Source organism: Microbacterium schleiferi (genome assembly GCF_020781975.1).
In the GTDB taxonomy this organism is placed as follows: Bacteria; Actinomycetota; Actinomycetes; order Actinomycetales; family Microbacteriaceae; genus Microbacterium.
This window is the reverse complement of record NZ_JAJGNI010000005.1, coordinates 88,144-105,400: the sequence shown is the minus strand read 5'-3', so window position 1 is coordinate 105,400 and position 17,257 is coordinate 88,144. Positions and strand designations below refer to the sequence as shown.

The 17,257-nt window shown below is 67.9% G+C and carries 17 protein-coding genes; 3 read left to right on the top strand and 14 right to left on the bottom strand.

Annotation, left to right across the window (positions count from 1 at the left end):
- The first annotated feature begins 8 nt into the window (after positions 1–8).
- Positions 9–1,226, top strand: coding sequence for a chromate efflux transporter (gene chrA, locus LL236_RS07420; RefSeq protein ID WP_195691662.1), 1,218 nt, complete (start codon positions 9–11; stop codon positions 1,224–1,226).
- 23 nt (positions 1,227–1,249) lie between these two features.
- Here chrA and LL236_RS07415 read toward each other — a convergent pair whose 3' ends face one another.
- On the bottom strand, positions 1,250–1,975 hold the full coding sequence (locus LL236_RS07415; RefSeq protein WP_195691663.1) for a VIT1/CCC1 transporter family protein: 726 nt from the start codon (positions 1,973–1,975) through the stop codon (positions 1,250–1,252).
- A 109-nt stretch (positions 1,976–2,084) separates the two neighbouring features.
- Positions 2,085–3,995 (bottom strand): heavy metal translocating P-type ATPase, encoded by a 1,911-nt coding sequence (locus LL236_RS07410; RefSeq protein WP_195691664.1) that lies wholly within the window; start codon positions 3,993–3,995, stop codon positions 2,085–2,087.
- Positions 3,996–4,136: 141 nt separating this feature from the next.
- On the opposite strand from LL236_RS07410, the gene LL236_RS07405 reads away from it, so the two are divergent.
- Both LL236_RS07405 and LL236_RS07400 read left to right on the top strand, forming a co-directional pair.
- Positions 4,137–5,138, top strand: a complete 1,002-nt coding sequence (locus LL236_RS07405; RefSeq protein WP_195691665.1) for an IS481 family transposase — start codon at positions 4,137–4,139, stop codon at positions 5,136–5,138.
- A gap of 9 nt (positions 5,139–5,147) precedes the next feature.
- On the top strand, positions 5,148–5,666 hold the full coding sequence (locus LL236_RS07400; protein WP_228178109.1) for a gamma carbonic anhydrase family protein: 519 nt from the start codon (positions 5,148–5,150) through the stop codon (positions 5,664–5,666).
- Positions 5,667–5,681: 15 nt separating this feature from the next.
- Here LL236_RS07400 and LL236_RS07395 read toward each other — a convergent pair whose 3' ends face one another.
- From LL236_RS07395 to LL236_RS07340, 12 genes are all read right to left on the bottom strand, one after another.
- A complete protein-coding gene (locus LL236_RS07395) occupies positions 5,682–6,377 on the bottom strand; it encodes an alpha/beta fold hydrolase (RefSeq protein WP_195691666.1) in 696 nt (231 codons plus the stop codon).
- Positions 6,367–8,118, bottom strand: a complete 1,752-nt coding sequence (gene atzF / locus LL236_RS07390; protein ID WP_228178232.1) for an allophanate hydrolase — start codon at positions 8,116–8,118, stop codon at positions 6,367–6,369. The genes LL236_RS07395 and atzF overlap by 11 nt, the downstream gene beginning before the upstream one ends.
- Positions 8,119–8,129: 11 nt before the next feature.
- Positions 8,130–8,834 carry a biuret amidohydrolase gene (gene biuH, locus LL236_RS07385; protein WP_228178108.1) on the bottom strand — a complete coding sequence of 235 codons (705 nt, stop codon included), beginning with the start codon at positions 8,832–8,834 and terminating at the stop codon, positions 8,130–8,132.
- Positions 8,831–9,850, bottom strand: a complete 1,020-nt coding sequence (locus tag LL236_RS07380) for a ring-opening amidohydrolase (protein ID WP_195691667.1) — start codon at positions 9,848–9,850, stop codon at positions 8,831–8,833. Before LL236_RS07380 ends, biuH (LL236_RS07385) begins: the two co-directional genes overlap by 4 nt.
- Positions 9,850–10,575, bottom strand: coding sequence for a biuret amidohydrolase (gene biuH / locus LL236_RS07375; protein WP_195691668.1), 726 nt, complete (start codon positions 10,573–10,575; stop codon positions 9,850–9,852). Before biuH (LL236_RS07375) ends, LL236_RS07380 begins: the two co-directional genes overlap by 1 nt.
- Positions 10,576–10,654: 79 nt before the next feature.
- Positions 10,655–11,296 carry a GntR family transcriptional regulator gene (locus LL236_RS07370; protein WP_195691669.1) on the bottom strand — a complete coding sequence of 214 codons (642 nt, stop codon included), beginning with the start codon at positions 11,294–11,296 and terminating at the stop codon, positions 10,655–10,657.
- A 49-nt stretch (positions 11,297–11,345) separates the two neighbouring features.
- Positions 11,346–12,161 (bottom strand): ABC transporter ATP-binding protein, encoded by an 816-nt coding sequence (locus tag LL236_RS07365; RefSeq protein WP_228178107.1) that lies wholly within the window; start codon positions 12,159–12,161, stop codon positions 11,346–11,348.
- On the bottom strand, positions 12,158–13,570 hold the full coding sequence (locus LL236_RS07360; protein WP_195691670.1) for an amidohydrolase family protein: 1,413 nt from the start codon (positions 13,568–13,570) through the stop codon (positions 12,158–12,160). Before LL236_RS07360 ends, LL236_RS07365 begins: the two co-directional genes overlap by 4 nt.
- Positions 13,567–14,595 carry an adenosine deaminase gene (gene add / locus LL236_RS07355; protein ID WP_228178106.1) on the bottom strand — a complete coding sequence of 343 codons (1,029 nt, stop codon included), beginning with the start codon at positions 14,593–14,595 and terminating at the stop codon, positions 13,567–13,569. Before add ends, LL236_RS07360 begins: the two co-directional genes overlap by 4 nt.
- 2 nt (positions 14,596–14,597) lie before the next feature.
- Positions 14,598–15,389: an ABC transporter permease gene (locus LL236_RS07350; protein WP_195691672.1), complete on the bottom strand. Its 792-nt coding sequence runs from the start codon at positions 15,387–15,389 to the stop codon at positions 14,598–14,600.
- The gene (locus LL236_RS07345) at positions 15,386–16,168 is read right to left on the bottom strand and encodes an ABC transporter permease (RefSeq protein WP_195691673.1); all 783 of its coding nucleotides are present in this window, start codon (positions 16,166–16,168) and stop codon (positions 15,386–15,388) included. Before LL236_RS07345 ends, LL236_RS07350 begins: the two co-directional genes overlap by 4 nt.
- Positions 16,165–17,211: an ABC transporter substrate-binding protein gene (locus LL236_RS07340; RefSeq protein ID WP_195691674.1), complete on the bottom strand. Its 1,047-nt coding sequence runs from the start codon at positions 17,209–17,211 to the stop codon at positions 16,165–16,167. Before LL236_RS07340 ends, LL236_RS07345 begins: the two co-directional genes overlap by 4 nt.
- Positions 17,212–17,257 lie beyond the last annotated feature (46 nt).

The window sequence follows — 17,257 nt, the reverse complement described above, 5'->3', positions numbered from 1 at the left end:
TGAGCGCGATGAGCCTTTCCCCCTCGACCGGCGGGCGCCGCCACCCCGGCACGGTCGGAGAGGTGTTCCTCGTGTTCCTGCGCCTGGGACTGACCTCCTTCGGCGGCCCGGTCGCGCACCTGGGGTACTTCCGCGAGGCGTTCGTGGAGCGGCGCAAGTGGCTGGGCGACCGCGCCTACGCGGACCTGGTGGCGCTGTGCCAGTTCCTGCCCGGCCCCGCATCCAGTCAGGTCGGCATGGCGATCGGGCTGCAGCGCGCAGGGTTCGGCGGGCTGCTGGCGGCGTGGGCGGCGTTCACCCTGCCGTCGGCGATCCTGCTGGTCGCGTTCGCCTACGGGGTCACGGCGCTCGGTGACCTGTCCGGCGCCGGATGGATTCACGGGGTGAAGGCCGCCGCGGTCGCGGTCGTCGCCCACGCCGTGCTGGGCATGGCGAGAACCCTCACCCCGGACGCGAAGCGGGCCACGATCGCCGTGGCGGGCATGATCGTCGTCCTGCTCGTCCCGAGCGCGTTCGCACAGGTCGCCGTGATCGCCGCCGCGGGAGTCGTCGGGCTGGTGTGGCTGCGCCCGCAGGCCGCCACGGCATCGGAGTCGGAGCCATTCGTCGTGCGGGTGCCTCGCTGGGCCGCGATCGGGAGCCTGGCCTTTTTCGTGATCCTGCTCGCGGGCCTCCCCCTGCTCGTGTCCGCCACTGAGAACGGGGCGGTACGCTTATTCGACGTGTTCTACCGGGCTGGGGCACTCGTGTTCGGCGGCGGTCACGTCGTGCTGCCGCTGCTGGAGGCCGGGACCGTGCAGACCGGCCTCGTCGACCACGACGTGTTCCTCGCCGGCTACGGTGCCGCGCAGGCGGTCCCCGGTCCCTTGTTCACCTTCGCCGCCTACCTCGGCGCCGCGACTACCAGCCCGCCGTCCGGGCTGCTCGGCGCCGCGATCGCGCTGGTCGCGATCTTCCTCCCCGCGACACTGCTCGTGGTCGGGGTGCTGCCGTTCTGGGACCGGCTGCGTCGCGCTCCACTCGCGCAGCGGGCGCTCATGGGCGTGAACGCCGGCGTGGTGGGGATCCTCGCCGCAGCGCTCTACACGCCGGTGTTCACCGAAGGGGTCACATCGGTCGCGGCCCTCGGGATCGCCGCCGCCGGGTTCGTCGCCCTGACCTCGTGGAAGGCGCCGGCGTGGGCGGTCGTCATCGCCGCGGGCCTCATCGGCTGGGCCGTACTGTGAGCAAGGGGTGAGTCCGCGCCGCCTCAGCCGACGACCGTGCCGAACAGGGAGCCGACCAGGAAGGTCGCTCCCAGGGCGAGCGCACCGCCGATCACCAGGCGCACCACGGCCCGCCACCGATGAGAGCCGCCGATCCAGGCCGCGACGTATCCGGTGACCGCCAGGGCGAGGAGCACGGCAACGAAGGTCCACACGATGCGCGCCGGGTGCGGCAGCAGCAGGATCGTCAGCAGCGGCAGCACGGCGCCGATCGTGAACGCGATCAGCGAGGCGAAGGCGGCGTGCCAGGGGCTGACGACGTCCTCCTGGTCGATGTTCAGCTCGAGCGCCAGGTGGGCCTTGAGCGCGTCGCGCTCGGTCAGCTCCGTCGCCACCAGGCGGGCGGTTCCGGGGGTGAGGCCCTGCTCCTCGTAGAGCCCGACCAGCTCCTCGAGCTCGACCTCGGGATCCTCCTCCAGCTCGCGCCGCTCCTTCTGGATGAGAGCCCGCTCGCTGTCCCGCTGGCTGGACACCGAGACGTACTCGCCGAGCGCCATTGAGATAGCCCCGCCGACCAGGGCCGCGGCCCCCGCCAGCAACACTGGCGTGACCTCCGCTGTCGCTCCGGCGACACCGACGACGACCGCCGCCGTGGACACGATCCCGTCGTTCGCTCCCAGCACTCCTGCGCGCAGCCAGTTGAGTCGCTGCGCGAGCCCCGTTGCGTGAGGCTCGCCGGAATGCCGGTATGGAGGGGATTGCGTCGTCACGGCTCCTCACGGTAGTTCGGTAGTTCTCCTGCCGCCAGGAAGGAGAGGCAACCCTGCACCTCGGCTCTTCGCCCGCAGATTCCAGTCGTGGTGCTCGGGTTTCAGAGCGTCACACGCGGTGCGAGTCGGACTCCGTGTCGGATCGGCGTGACGGCGGCGGTGCGGCAGCGGGGAGTCCGCTCGGCGGGCCGCCCAGCGCGCGGAGCGCGTAGAGGATCGTGGCGAGGTCCACGAGCTCCTGCGTGAGAGCGCCGGCGACGGCGGGGATGGCGCCCGTCATGGCGATGACCATGAGGACCACGCTGAGACCGATGCCGAGCCATATCGCCGTCAGCGCGACGCGAAGCGTGTGCCGCCCGATCGACACGGCGTCGACCACCTTGCTGAGCGAGTCGACAAGGATCACCACGTCAGCGGCATCGCCGGCCGCGGTCGCGCCTTTCGCGCCCATCGCAACGCCGATGTCGGAGGCGGCCAGCACCGGGGCGTCGTTCACCCCGTCGCCGACCATCATCACGGGTCGTGGATGCAGGTCGGCCGCGAGATGAACCTTCTCTGGCGGAAGGAGCTCGGCATGCACCTCGTCGATCCCGGTCTGCCGCGCGATCGATTCGGCTGTCGCACGAGTGTCTCCCGTGAGCATGACGATCCGTTCGACACCGTTCGCGCGCAGCCACGACACCACCGCGACGGACTCCGGGCGGGGATCGTCGGCGAGCACGAGGACGCCGGCGAACCGGCCGTCGATGGCGACGTAGGCCGCGGCCTCGCCCGTCGTCAGGTCTGCGCGCACCGTGTCGGCCGCCACTGACGCGACGTAGGAGGGCTTCCCCACGACGACCGTTCGCCCCCCGATCACCGCGGTCACACCATTCGTGGCGACCTCACTGGCCTCCTCGGCCGCGAGAAGGTCGATGCCGCGCTCGACCGCGGCCCGGCGGATGCTGTCTGCGAGCACATGCGACGAGTACTGTTCAGCAGACGCGGCGAGCTGCAGCAGTTCGCCCGCCTCGAAGCCGCCGACAGGGCGAACGTCAACGAGGGTCGGCTGGCCCTGCGTCAGCGTTCCGGTCTTGTCGAAGGCCGCGGACTGCACTCGGGCGAGCTGTTCTACGACACCTCCGCCCTTCATGATCACGCCGGCCTTCGCGGCCCGCGAGAGCCCGCCGAGGAACGCGACCGGTGCAGCGATCAGCAGCGGGCACGGCGTCGCTAGCACCAGCACCTCAGCGAAGCGCGTCGGATCGCCCGATACCGCCCACGCTATGCCGGCCAGGGCGAGCGAGACGGCCGTGAAGGGGATCGCAAACCGATCCGCGAGCCGCACGACGGGCGCACGCGAGTCCTCCGCGGCACGCACGAGCGCGACGATCTGCTGGTACTGACTGTCCGCGCTGCGCCGCACCGCCCGGATCCGCACCGCCCGGTTCCCGTTGATAGCGCCGGAGAGCACGTCGCTGCCCGCCTCACGAGTCACCGGCAGACTCTCCCCAGTGAGCGACGATTCGTCGAACGTGCCGCTCTCGGTGAGCAGGATGCCGTCGACCGGCACGATCTCGCCCGGCCGCACCAGCAGCACATCATCGATCCCTACGTGCTCGACCGCGACATCCTGCACCTCGTCCGAGTCCGACGCATGCTCGTGAGTGAGAACATGCGCGGTGCGCGGCGATCGGTCCAGCAGCGCGGTGAGGTCGCGCCTGGCCCGCCGGGCGGCGAAGTCCTCCAACGCTTCACCGCCGGAGAGCATCAAAACGATGATGAGCGACGCGATGTACTCGCCCACGGCGAGGGTTGCGACCATCGCCACCACCGCGAGGATGTCGAGCCCGACATGCCCGCGAAGCACATCACGCACCATCCGAACCAGCGTCCACACGACGAACGCTCCGACGTAGGCCGTCGCCGTCCACCGTCCCACCGCATCCGCTCCGACGGCGTGGAGGACCACGACCGCGGCGAGCACCACGACGGTGACCGAGATGATCGGGTATCGCCACAGCGGCCGCAGCAAGCGCATACGTCTCAGCCTTGTCGACTGCTGCACTCGCCGCTAGCTGTACTGCCCAGGGAGGTTGTTTGATCTGGCTTCCCTGATGTGACGAGAACCTCCCGGCAGAGTGGAGCTGCTACCGCATCCGCTCTGAACCAGGAGGTTCTCGTGTCTCACGCTAACGCGGCGCTCACCCCGCGCCAAAGGCTCCGTCTTGCACAGAAGATCGTCGACGAGGAGTGGACGGTCGCCGCGGCGGCGGACTACTTCCGTGTCTCCTGGCCCACCGCCGCGAAATGGGCGCGACGCTACGTCGAGCTCGGTGAAGCGGGGATGGCCGACCGGTCCTCGCGCCCGCATGCGCATCCGAACAAGACCCCGACGCACCGTGTGAAGAAGATCGTGCACCTGCGGATCCGCAAGCGCCTGGGGCCGGTCCAGATCGCCGACCGCGTCGGGATGCCGGCCTCGACCGTCCACGCGGTGCTGAAACGGTGTCGACTGAACCGGCTCTCGCATGTCGATGTGAAGACCGGGGAACCCGCCCGCCGGTACGAGCACGACAAGCCCGGCGCGCTGATCCATGTCGACGTGAAGAAGCTCGGCAACATCCCCGACGGCGGCGGCTGGCGCTACGTCGGACGGTCCCAAGGCGACCGCAACCGAGCAGTCACGGCCAAGCGCACCGGAAAGCGAGGCATCGCCGGCGACATGGTCACCGGCACCGCCTACGTCCACACCGTCATCGACGACCACTCCCGCGTCGCTTACGCCGAGATCCACGACGACGAACGCGCCGAGACCGCGATCGGCGTCCTGCAACGGGCCGTGTCCTGGTTCGCCGACCGCGGCGTCCGCGTCGAACGGGTCCTCTCGGACAACGGCCCCGCCTACCGCTCCCACGCCTGGCGACGCGTCTGCGCCGAGCTCGCCATCACACCCAAGCGCACACGTCCTTACCGTCCGCAGACGAACGGGAAGATCGAGCGATTCCATCGCACTATGGCCGACGGTTGGGCCTACGTGAAGCACTACAACAGCGAATCAGCCCGCCGCGCAGCCCTGCCCGCCTGGCTGCACTTCTACAATCACCACAGGCCCCACACTGCGATCGGGAAGCTCCCGCCCATCAGCCGGATCTCAAACAACCTGCCTGGGCAGTACAGCTAGGCTGGCGGAATGCCGGTCATCCTCCCCTTCGACGGGCACGAGCCCGACATCTCCGCCGACGCCTGGGTCGCCCCGAACGCGTCCGTGATCGGCAAGGTGCGCATCGCTGCAGATGCCAACGTCTGGTTCGGCGCGGTGCTGCGCGGCGACATCGACGAGATCGTGCTCGGCGAACGCAGCAACCTCCAAGACAACGCGGTGATCCACACCGAGGCGGGCAACCCGACGATCATCGGCGCCGACGTCAGCATCGGCCACGCCGCCGTCGTGCACGGCTGCGTCGTCGAAGACGGATGCCTCATCGGCATGAACGCGACCGTGCTGAACGGCGCCGTCATCGGCGCGAACTCGCTCGTCGCCGCGGGGGCGGTGGTGCTCGAGGGAACCGTCGTTCCGCCGCGATCGCTCGTCGCGGGCATCCCCGGCAAGGTGCGGCGGGAGCTCACCGACGAGGAGGTCGCCGGGCTGCTCGGCAACTCCGCGCGCTATGTGCCGCGGTCGAAGATCTACCGCGCGGCCGAGGTCTAGAAGACCGCCGCGAGGTCACCACCAGAACCTCGCCCACCCCGAACCTCCGTCATCGATCCCCGGATGCCCGGGCGCATCCAATCCGGCGACCTCGCGCACCAGGGCGGCCAGCCTCGCGGGCTGCTCGTATGTGACGAAGTGCCGGGAGCCTTCGATGGTGCGAGTCTCGTAGCCCAGCCGCCGCAGCTCTCTCGCAACATGGTGCCTGGGCGCAGCCGACCGAGACCCCGTCGTGACCACGCATCGGGGTCCCCCGACCGGTCGACGTCGAGGCTGAAAGCTGCGGAACATGGCGATCTCCTTCGCCGTCGTCGCGTCGACGTCTCCGTGGTCATCGAGCAGGTCGACCGACCACCTCCTGCCATAGAGCGCCTTACCCACCGCTGTCGTCCCGCCACGGCGAAAGGCCTCGGCGGTCGGGGAGAGAAGGTCCGGCACCAGGTTCCCCGCCGCCGGCTCATGGAGGACGAATCCATGGCACGCGGCACCCATGCCCGCGAGCGCGAGACCGAGGGTTGCCCCGCCTGACATCCCCACGATGACCGCGCCCGCCGCATACTCGGCCAGCCACTCGATCTCGTCCTCCAACCGACCGGTCTTCGGGCGACGAAGCGCCCGGAGCTGTGGAATCAAGCGCTTCAGAGGATCCCAGACGGCAGGTGAGGCCGCGACCCCGTGAACCGCGAGGATCGGGACGTCGTCAGCTGGCATCGGCCGCCCTGTTGAGATCATCGGCCGCCGCGGCCATATACGAGCGCCACCCGCCGTACGCGGTGATGTCACGCGCTCCCTCGAGCGCCGTCGGATCGCAGACGAATCCGTGGACGGCGGTGCCGTCGTCGAGCTCGAGCGTGCCGATCGCCAACGGTGCACTCACACCGCGGAGAAAGGACCCGACGGTAGCAGTCGGAAGCCGATAGACCTCGACCTCGATACGAGCGCCTTCTCGTAGATCGGTCACCAGCCCGGGACGTCGCGGCTCGTCGCCGGGGAGCGCGTAGAGCCGGTACCGGGGTGCGGTCATCGTGCGCCGGCTCAGGAGCCCGCCGCGATCGGTGATTTGGTGATGAAGTCCGAACCCCTCGAGATGGGCGCCGACGACGGCGACCTCCATCAGCGAGTCCTGGTCGACCGCATCCGCGAGCGCCGACGCCAGCCCTGCGAGTTCCTGGTCGGCACCGGAAGGCCCATGAAGGGTGACACCGAAGGGGACGTGCGCCGCCGTACTCCCCGCCGGGACCGCGATGGCGCACATGTCGAGCAGGTTGGTAAAGGTCGTGTAGGTACCCAATTGCGCGTTGAGTTCGACGGGGTCAGCGCGCATCTGCTCGACCGTGTAGGTCTTCGTCACCGTGGGAGTGAGCAGAGCATCGACCGAACGGAGGATGTCATCCGCCTCCCGCCGCAACTCCCACACGCGGTGCATACTCGACCAGACCTGTGCGGCCGACATCGCACCGGCGCCCGCCAAGATCTGGCGCACGACCGGGTCGACGTCGTCTCGGTCCTCCTCGAGCGCGACCGAGACGGCGGTCGCGCGCTCAGCAAGCCACGCACCGCCATACAGGTGACGACCTGCCTCGAGAAGCGGGGTGTAGTCGATCTCAACCAGTTCGGCTCCGGCTCGGACGAGGTCGGCACGGACCCGACTCCACGCGTCCTCCTCGCCACGCTCGCCCCATCCGGCGACAACCTCAGGCACGCCCAGGCGGACTCCGGCGAGCGAGACCGAAGCAACCCGGGCGGAAGGAACCGGGAGCGGGCGCGACCAGGGGTCCTGATCATCGAAGCCGGCGATCACCTGAGCCACGATGGCTGCGTCGGCAACCGAGTTCGCCATCACCGAAACGCAATCGAGCGACCGGCACGCCGGCACGACACCGCGAGTGCTGACAAGGCCCACACTCGGCTTGAGACCGACGACCCCGTTCAACGCCGCGGGAACGCGCCCGGACCCCGCGGTATCGGTCGCCAGAGAAAACGCAACCAGGCCCGCCGCAACAGCTACCGCGGATCCTGATGACGACCCGCCGGAGATGAGGGAGCTATCGTGGGCCGAGGAGGGCGTCCCGTAAGGAGAACGGGTACCGTTCAGACCGGTAGCGAACTGGTCCAGGTTGGTCTTGCCGACGAGGATCGCGCCTGCCGCGATCAGGTCGCGAACCACGGGTGCCGACTGCTGGGGGCTGTAGGCGAAAGACGGGCACGCCGCCGTCGTCGCCCACCCCTCGACGTCCATGTTGTCTTTGACCGCGAAGGGGATGCCCCAGAGCGGAAGACGATCGCGATCGGCAGGATCGAGTGCTTCAGCATCTCGGACGAGTCGATCGGAGACCGAGATCCAGACTCCGTCACGTCCTCGCGCATCGATCGCAGCCAGAGTGCGCTCCGCCACATCGCGAGGTGTGCAGGTTCCCCGCCGGTACGCGGAGTGGAGGCGGGCGATCTCCATGCGAGGAGAGATCACCGCGCGGATCCCTTACCGAACGCGTCATCCAGCGCCGACGACTCCGCGACCGCACCGAAAACACCCCCCTGCATGGTGATCATCTTCAGCGCCGCCTCGTAGTTTCCGTGATCGGTGGCGCCTGTGCAGTCACTGAGCAGAAGGCACTCGTAGCCGCGATCGTTCGCCTCCCGCATCGTCGTGTGCACGCAGACGTCGGTTGTGATCCCCGTCAGAATCAGATGAGTGATCCCCCGAGTGCGCAAGATCACGTCGAGATCGGTTCCGTAGAACGCCCCCTTGCCAGGCTTGTCGATGACGATCTCGCCCACGAGAGGTGCCACTTCGGGCACAATCTGCCACCCGGGTTCCCCGCGTACGAGGATGCGTCCTCCCGGTCCTGACGACCCGATCTCGGCACCGATCTGCTGCGAGCGCCAGAGTTTGTTGGGCGGGCAGTCCGAGAGATCCGCCCGATGACCCTCGCGAGTATGGATCACCTGGAGGCCTGCCGCGCGAGCGGAACCGAGGATCCGCGCTGTGGGCGCGAGTCCGCGTCGGGTGAGTGTGAGGTCGTACCCCATGCGGTCGACGTAGCCACCGACCCCGCAGAAGTCCACCTGCCAGTCGATACACAGGAGCGCGGTCGACTGGGCGGAGAACGTTCCGTCGAACGGCCACGCGTACGGTGTGGCCGCTACCGGCCCGAATCTGCTCGTCATCGCCTCGTCTCACCTCCGCCCGTGGGTTCCTGCCACACCACCGTCACCGGACCTCCTCCAGGTGGCCCTTGGTTCTCGGCGCCTCCGGAGACGTAGATCGATGTGCGCCCGAACACCCCCGCTAGAAGGCCTCCTACGGCCGCGCGCGCGTGTCGTGTCGACGAGAGGTCGGTGTCGGTGAGCATCGTGTGCCGTAACCCTCGGATCCGCCCGTCCGGACTCGCCTCGGCCTTCGCGAAGACCTGCACGATGGTGCCGCCGGCGGCTCGGATGCGATCGCGGAGCGCGACGATCTCCTCCACGTCGATCGCGTCGTGCATGACCACCGTCTCAGCGTTCAGCTGTCCGCCGGGGTCGAGTCGAGACCCGAACGCCAGCACGAGGCACCGGTCGAGCTCGATACCGGCGGAAGCCGAAGCGACCGCCGACCAGACAGAAGGATCGCCTGCGAGGCCTTGGTCCGCTTCGACTCCGCCGATCTCTCCGCACGCGAGCGCGACGCCCAGCGAGCTAGCCGCTCGGGATCGCGCCATCGATAGGTAGGGATCATCCGTCACGGCCCCGCCTCTCGCTGACACGATCTGCTCGGTCGTCAGCAAAGGGCATTTCACGAGCACCATGTGGGCGTTGCGTGGATCAAAGCCTCCGTTGCGGCACGCTTCGAGCGTCGCCGCAGCGACCGCGTCGACCTGCTCTCGGCGCCCGAGCCCTTCGACAGATAACCGAGGGGTCTGCGCGAACCCCGCCGCAAGTCGCCCGTTGCCTGATGTCGAACCCTCCGAAACCACGGTGACATGCGGGCTGAGGACTCCCTCAGTGCCGCCCGACATGACGGTCAACGCCGGTTCCGAGAGCCCCTCGGTCCAGGCGCGAGTCGCGAGAGCCCGGCTGAAGTCGTTAACGCCGCCGTTCCCCTCCGTCTTTCCGATGACGGCAAGGACCCTTCGCCCGAACACCCTGTCGACCGGGGCGTCGTCGGGGGCAGCAACCGGCACGACCGTCAGATCGACATACATCAGCGCGTCCGGTCGTCGGCCGGGAGCGATTCCGCACCCAGCGCGGCGAGGACGGAGTCCGATGAAGCGACAGCCGCGAACAAGCCGCCCTGCATCGTGAGGATCTCGATCGTCTGCAAGTGCCGGGCGCGATCGGTCGCGGCCGTGCAATCCGACAGCACGAGTACCTCGAACCCGCGATCGTTGGCCTCCCTGATTGTGGTCGACACGCAGACATCGGTGGTCAACCCCGTAATCAGCAGATCGGTAATCCCCGCCATGCGCAGAATGTGCTCGAGGTCGGTGGCGTAGAACGCACCTTTGCCGGGCTTGTCGATGACCGTCTCACCCGCAAGCGGGGCCAACTCGGGGATGATCTCCCACCCAGCCTCGCCTCGAATCAGCACGCGTCCCAGAGGCCCGACGGACCCGATCTCGACCCCCTGACTGGCGGAACGCCACCTCTTGGTGTCGGGCAGATCAGAGAGATCGGGGCGGTGCCCTTCTCGCGTGTGGATCACCGTCAGCCCGAGTTCGCGCGCCCGCCCAAGCACTCTTTGGGTGGGTTCTATCGCCGCACGGGTCAGGCTGATGTCATAGCCCAGCGAATCAATGAATCCACCGCTGCCGCAGAAGTCGACCTGCCAGTCGATGCAGAGCAGAGCCGTGCGCGTGAGATCGAGTTGACCGTGCCACGGCCAGGCATAGGGATCCGCCTGGATCGCCTGCGGTGTTGTCGTGGTCACTATGACTCCCTTGCTCACCTCGATCGTATACGACCTACCGGAGAGGGCCGGCGTCGGAGTGTTACCGCCGTGTTAAACCTCAGCGACGGATGAGCTCGTCGAAGAACGCAAGGTCGCCGAGGACGTGCTCGCGCATGAGATGAGCCGCGGCCTCCTCGCCGCCGAGAATCGACGCGCAGATGTCGCGATGCTCATCCCACGACCCGGCAGCGCGCGCAGCCAGCTCCGCTCCGAATATCCAACTGAGGCGGCTGCGCAGCGTCCTCAGCATCTCGACGAGTTCTCGATTTCCGGAAGCAATCGCCACCGTGTCGTGGAATCGCTCCACCAGCTCCGAATGGCGCTCGGGTTCGGTCACCGGGTCGAGGGTGCTGCCCTCTTCTGTAAGAGATCGAAGTTCGCGTGCCATCGCCCCTCCGTGGGCAGCCGCGGCAAGCCGCGCCGCCATCGCCTCGAGTTCGGCGCGGATCGCGATGAGCTCGCGGGTGCCCGATGACTCGGGCTGGGCGACTATTGCACCCTTGTATTTGCGCAACTCGAGAAAGCGCTGCTGCTCCAGCACCTGAAAGGCCTCGCGCACGGGTACTCGGGAGACGTCGAAATCGGAAGCAATCTCCTCCTCGCGAAGCCGGCTGCCGGGAACGTACGAGCCATCGATGATCCGTCCCCGGATCGCGGCGGCAATCACGTCGCGCAGGGGAAGCCCAGCACGAGAAGCCATGCTCCTCACTCTAGGGACCAACCCCGCCAGATGCCGAGTTCCGGTCGCCTCAGCTGGATGCTCCCCCGCTTGCGGACGATTCCGCCTCCGTCGCGTCCAGTCGCGCGTTCAGCCCGTCGACGATGCGATGCAAGCGATCATCCCGCAGCAGATCCGGCTCACGGGGTCGCTCGAACCCCACTTCGACGACATCGGCGACCTGCGCCGGTCTGGCGCTCAGCACGACGACTCGGTCGGCGAGGAACACCGCCTCCTCGACGCTGTGCGTGACGAGGAGCGTCGTGATGCGCAACCGCGTCCACACCGCCTGCAGCTCCACATTGAGTCGTCGTCGCGTCACCGCGTCGAGCGCTCCGAACGGCTCGTCCAGAAGCAGAACGGAGGGATCCAGAGCCAGAGCCCGCGCGATCGAGACTCGTTGACGCATCCCGCCGGAAAGCTGGGACGGGCGCGCATCGGCGAAGCCCCGGAGTCCGACCAAGTCGATCAGATCATCTACCTGGTGCCGATCGACGTCACGGCCCGCGACTCGGAAAGGGAGCTCAATGTTCTTGCGCACCGTCAACCACGGCAGCAGTGCGTGGTCCTGGAACGCGACACCCAGGCGATGATCGCGCGCGAGGACTCGCGGATGCTCACCGGCGATCGTCACGGACCCCGAAGTCGGCTCGTCAAGTCCGGCAATCATCCGCAAGATCGTCGACTTCCCCGAGCCCGACGGGCCGATGAGCGCGACGAACTCCCCCTCGGCGATCTCCAGGTCTACCCGCTTGATCGCCTGGACCGACGCTCCGCGCTTCAGCCGGAACGACTTCGAGACCGCCTCGACCCGCACGCTGCGCCCGAGAGGCGCGCCGGCGTTCATCGGCCCACCTGGAGTCGTGCGCGGTCCGCGATGCCGCGGGAACGCTCCGAGGCCTCCCGCACCAGGGCCGCGAGGTCGCCGTCAGCGCCAAGGAAGGTAGGAACGCCGCGTTCGACGACGACCCGACCGTCGACTATCACGGTACGTACCGCGACCGTGGGTTGCAAGAATACGAGCGCCGCGTACAAGTCGGCCGCGGGCGTCATCCGCGGCTCCTCCAGATCAAGGATGACGAGGTCGGCGCGCTTGCCGACCTCGATCGATCCGATCAGGTCATCCATACCCAGAACCCGCGCTCCCTCGATCGTTGCCATTTCCACGACCCGCTGCGGACTGATCGCCCCCGGGTCACGACTCACCGCGCGGTGCAGGAGCGCCAGGAGCTTCATCGAACCGAAGAGATCGACCGCATCCGAGCAGTTCGCATCGTCCGTGCCGATCCCCATCGGGATGCCCGCCCGGAGCATTCGCGGAACCGGCGCGACCCCGGCGCCTAGAAAGGCGTTGCTCGCCGGCTGCGTCGATACCCGGGTGCCCGATTCTGCGAGCAACCGGATCTCACGATCGGAGACGTCGATGCAGTGCGCCGCGAGCAACCTCTCATCGAGCGCACCGACGCTGTCGAGATACTCGACCGCGCCCATCATGTGCTGCACGCGCTCCCGCTCGTCCTCGGCGACGTGCATCGTCCACATGGTTCCGCGCTCGCGCGCGATCTGTCGGCTCCGCTGCAGGGCGCGTCGGGAGACGATTCCGGGGATCGCCGGCGACGGCCACACTCGGATCCGACCCTCACCGGCCCTGTCGTACCTCCGCACGATCTCATCGAGGTCGGCCAAGACGCGATCGGTGTCGACGAAGATGTCGCTGTCCGGAACGTCCGGGGCCTTCGCACGGACCGCGCCGAGATAATCCTCGAAACCCGGCGCAGGCTGGTCGGCGAACATGCGAGCGTATACAGCGCGGATGCCGCTCTCGACGAGGGCCTCGACAGTGCTCGCCGCGGTGGAGACCATGGAACGCGTTCCAGCATCCTCGTTGTCAACGATCGTCGTCACACCGTTCATCAACGCCTCCGTCGCGAACAGCAAGGTCGCGCACCGGATGTCGTCGTTCTCGTACACGCTCAGGCCCGGGTACAGCACGTTGTAGAGCCACTCGTAGAGTGGCCGATCGTGGGAGTAGCCGCCGCGAAGCAGGATCTGCGGCACATGGGTGTGCGCGTTCACGAGTCCCGGGATCACCGCGCGCCCCGCCGCCTCGATCACCCGCGAGCCGACGGGAATCTCGACGTTCGATCCCACTGCGACGATCTCGCCGTCCTCGACCAACACGGTCGCCCGCTCGAGGTCGCGGCGCTCATCGTCCATCGTCAGCACTCGCGCGTCAACGATCGCCACCGCGCTCATGCCCGCGCCTCCTCGCCGGCTGCCACCGCATCGAGCTCCGCGAGCAGCGCGCTACGACGGTCATCGTCGCAGAAGGCCGACTCGATCGATGTTCGCGCGATGGCGAGAAGGTCATCGCGCTGCCAGCCGAACGCCCGCGCGGTCGCGGCGTACTCCTGGTCGAGAATCGATCCCAGGGCAGTGCCGTCGTCGGTGTTGAGGCTGATCCGCACCCCGGCTTGCCGCAACTCCTCGACTGGATGCGCGGCCCGGCTCTCGGTAAATCCAAGAGCGACGTTCGACCCCGGGCAGATGCCGAGCGGGATGCCTCGGTCGGCGATCTCGGCGACCAGCGCCGGTTCCTCGATCGCGCGGAAGCCGTGATCGATACGATCGGCCATCAGGAGGTCGATCGCATCGCGGACACCCTCGGGACCACTGGACTCCCCTGCGTGAACGGTCCGGTAAATGCCACGGGATGCCGCGCGGCGGAAAGTGTCGGCGAACCTTGCGGACACACGCCCGGCAACCGCTTCGTCGCCGTCGATCGACAGGGCGACCACCCGCGGATGGTCCCGCTCCAGCATCCAATCCAGCAGTTCATCGGCCTCAGCGGCGGATTGCTGGCGCAACAAGCTCAGGCACAGGCCAGTCGACGGGAGTCCGTCCTGTTCCGCCTCTCGCCATCCGGCGTCGAGGGCGTCGACGAGTCCCGCGATATTTCCGCGCCAGGCCTCCCAGTGGGTCGGGTTGATGATCACGTCGGTGTAGCGGATGCCGCTGGCCGCCTGCCTCTGGGCGAACCGATAGGCGACGGATGCCGCGTCGTCGGCGGTCCTGACCAGCGACGCACCCCAGTCGAGGAACTGGAGAAATTCGGTGAGTCCGTCGAAATCGAAGAGCTGCTCGGCCGGTCGGCGAAGGGGCACCCCGTACTTGCCGGCCAGTCGCATCAGCTCCTCCCGGTCGATGCATCCGTCCAGGTGCACGTGGACCTCGGCTTTGGGTACCGTCCGTACCCAAGCCTCGTCGATGTTGTCGTTCACGATCATCCCTTCCCATTACTGCCGTCGTGATAAGCCGCTTCGAGCCACCGCGTCACGGCCGAAGCCAGCCCGAAGAATGCGAGAGAGAGCACTGTGGCGACGATGGCGGCACCCCAGGATCGCGACATGTCGTAGGAGACCCGCGACACCACGAAGAGCTGCCCGAGACCCGACGACCCGACGACGAACTCGGCGAGCAGCACCCCGACCACCGACCCGACCGCAGAGAGCCGGAACGCCTCCAAGAGCGAAGGGACCGCGGCCGGGAGATCGAGCCGCCGGAACCTCGTCCATCTCGAGGCTCCCAGCACCGTCAGCAGGTCCTGCTTGCTGCGCGAGGCGGAGGCCAGACCGCGCGACACCAGGACGAACGCTGGAAAATACGCGACCAGTGTGGCGACGACCAGCACGGTCGGCGTTCCGTAACCGACAATCCGCGCGAAGATCGGAACCATCGCCACCATGGGAACAGCGCGGACGATCAGCACCGCGGGCCGCACCGCCGCACGCACGACTCCTGAGAGATGGGCCGCGATGGCGAGTCCGATGCCAAGCAGTTGTCCCAGGACGAGACCCGTCGCGGCCAGCCCGGCGCTCACCGTGAGGTCGGGAAGATACGCATCCGGATGTCCGACCAGGTCGGCGAGAACACTCGCCGGGGAGGGCATGACGACCCGGTTGACCTGCCCGATCACGACCCACAGCGCCCACGCGGCGACGATCGCCACGACCGCCACGTTGTCCCAGGCGAACCGGGCGACCGCTCGCCCGATAGCCGTCACGCGCGCGTTCACAGCCCGAACCTCGCCGCGCTCCGCCGGGCGAGTGACGCAGCGCCGCCGTAGACGATGCTGGCGGGCACTGCGGTCAGGACCCCCGCCGCCCACAGCAACGGGATGTCGTAGTTCTGCATCGAGTTGATCAGCAGGGGCCCGATGCCCCGGGCGGAGCCGAACCACTCGCCGATCACCGCCCCCAACAGGGCCGCGGGAATCGCCAGCTGAAGAGCCGCGAACACCGCTGGGAGCGCCGCGGGCGCTTCCAGCTGCGCGAGCACCGCGATCCGCCGGGCACCCAGTACGGCAAACAGGTCCTCCTGCGCCGCCCGTCGGGTCCACAGCGCGGAGCAGATGACGACAAAGGCAGCGAAGTAGGCCGCTGTCGCCGCCAGCGCCGCGGGCACGACGGCGCGGGGCAGAAGGACCATGAGCAGCGGGCCGAGGGCGACGACCGGAACCGCCTCGACGAGAACCGCGAAGCGCTCCGCCGGGCGACGCGTGACCGGCATCAGGCGGGAGAGCACCGCGGTCGCCACCGCGGCGCTGATTCCGATCACGCCGCCGAGAAGCCCCTCCTGGACGGTCACCCCGAGCGCCCCCCACAACCTCGGCGCACGCGCGGGATCGACGATCACCCACAACACGTCGGTGAGGGGTGGCCAGGAGGTGGAGAGGACCCCGGTCCGGCCGATGATCTCCCACGCCGAGGCGAAGAGGAGCACGCCGATCACGATCTCGATGGTCTTTCGGGACCGCGTCGCCGTGCCGACCGGACCGAGGTCCTGCACAGTCATCGGAGCAGGGTTGCCGATCCGCCGAAGACCTCGTCGAGCAGCGATTCGTCAACGTAAGTCGCGACATCAGGAAGATCGGTCATGCCCGCAGCCCGCAGGATCGGGTACATCTTCTGCTCGATGTCCTCCGCCGAGATCCGCAACAGACCCGACTCCGCGGTGAGATCGCTCGTCGTCATCGGGATCTGATTGATGTTCTCCTTGATCTGCTGGCTCAGCGAGAGTCCCAGGTCGGCTCCCCACACGTCGACCGCGAGCTGCGCGGCCACTTCGGGGTCGTCGGCGTTCTTCTCCCAGCCCTTCACGGTAGCCCGCAACCAGGCGACAACCAGGTCGCGGTTCTCTTCCAGGTAGGTGCGGTCGACGAAGATCATGTTGGAGTAGACATCCAGACCCAGGTCCTGCCACGACACGCTGGTGTAGTCCACACCCTGCTCTTCGAGGATGAGTCCCTGGTTGGTGGCGAAGGCGGTGATCCCGTCGACGTCTCCGTTCACGAGCGCTTGCACGTCGTAGCCGATCGGCACGAACTCGTAATCCGGCTCTAGCCCGTTGATGGTGAAGATGGCATCCAGTTCACGCTGCTGCCCCTGGGGGCTTCCGATGCGCTTGCCGATCATGTCCTCGACCGAGTTGATCGGGTTCTCGGAGAGCGACAGGATTGCCAATGGGCTCTCCTGGTAGACAGCACCGACGAGCACCACGTCGGCTCCCTCCGACACGGCGTCGATGAACGAGGTGAAGTTCGTATCGAGTCCGATCGGTGCGTCACCGGATGCGACGATCTGAACGGTGTTGGAGACGTTGGGGCCGCCCGGCAGCCATTCGGCGACGATGCCCTCCTCCGCGTAGTAGCCCTCGCTCTCGGCGATCCACATTCCGGCGAACTCCACGTTGGTGACCCAGTTCAGCTGTGTCGCCACGACCGGAAGGGACTCTTCCTCGGTCGATGGCTCCGCCGCACAACCGGCGATCGTCAGCATCCCCACCATGGTCGCACCCGCCCAGGCGAGACGCCTATCGCGGTGGCTTGAAGTCTTCATAAGCCTCTCAATTCTCGCGGCAATCATGACGCGATCTCTCGCGTTT

Bases quoted from the DNA above. Each gene is read 5' to 3' on its own strand.
- LL236_RS07410 (WP_195691664.1), bottom strand. From the start codon at position 3,995: ATGCGCTTGCTGCGGCCGCTGTGGCGATACCCGATCATCTCGGTCACC.
- LL236_RS07340 (WP_195691674.1), bottom strand. From the start codon at position 17,211: ATGAAGACTTCAAGCCACCGCGATAGGCGTCTCGCCTGGGCGGGTGCG.
- LL236_RS07345 (WP_195691673.1), bottom strand. From the start codon at position 16,168: ATGACTGTGCAGGACCTCGGTCCGGTCGGCACGGCGACGCGGTCCCGA.
- LL236_RS07380 (WP_195691667.1), bottom strand. From the start codon at position 9,850: ATGTATGTCGATCTGACGGTCGTGCCGGTTGCTGCCCCCGACGACGCC.
- LL236_RS07395 (WP_195691666.1), bottom strand. From the start codon at position 6,377: ATGCCAGCTGACGACGTCCCGATCCTCGCGGTTCACGGGGTCGCGGCC.
- atzF (WP_228178232.1), bottom strand. From the start codon at position 8,118: ATGGAGATCGCCCGCCTCCACTCCGCGTACCGGCGGGGAACCTGCACA.
- LL236_RS07365 (WP_228178107.1), bottom strand. From the start codon at position 12,161: ATGAACGCCGGCGCGCCTCTCGGGCGCAGCGTGCGGGTCGAGGCGGTC.
- LL236_RS07370 (WP_195691669.1), bottom strand. From the start codon at position 11,296: ATGGCTTCTCGTGCTGGGCTTCCCCTGCGCGACGTGATTGCCGCCGCG.
- LL236_RS07400 (WP_228178109.1), top strand. From the start codon at position 5,148: ATGCCGGTCATCCTCCCCTTCGACGGGCACGAGCCCGACATCTCCGCC.
- biuH (WP_228178108.1), bottom strand. From the start codon at position 8,834: ATGACGAGCAGATTCGGGCCGGTAGCGGCCACACCGTACGCGTGGCCG.
- chrA (WP_195691662.1), top strand. From the start codon at position 9: ATGAGCCTTTCCCCCTCGACCGGCGGGCGCCGCCACCCCGGCACGGTC.
- LL236_RS07360 (WP_195691670.1), bottom strand. From the start codon at position 13,570: ATGAGCGCGGTGGCGATCGTTGACGCGCGAGTGCTGACGATGGACGAT.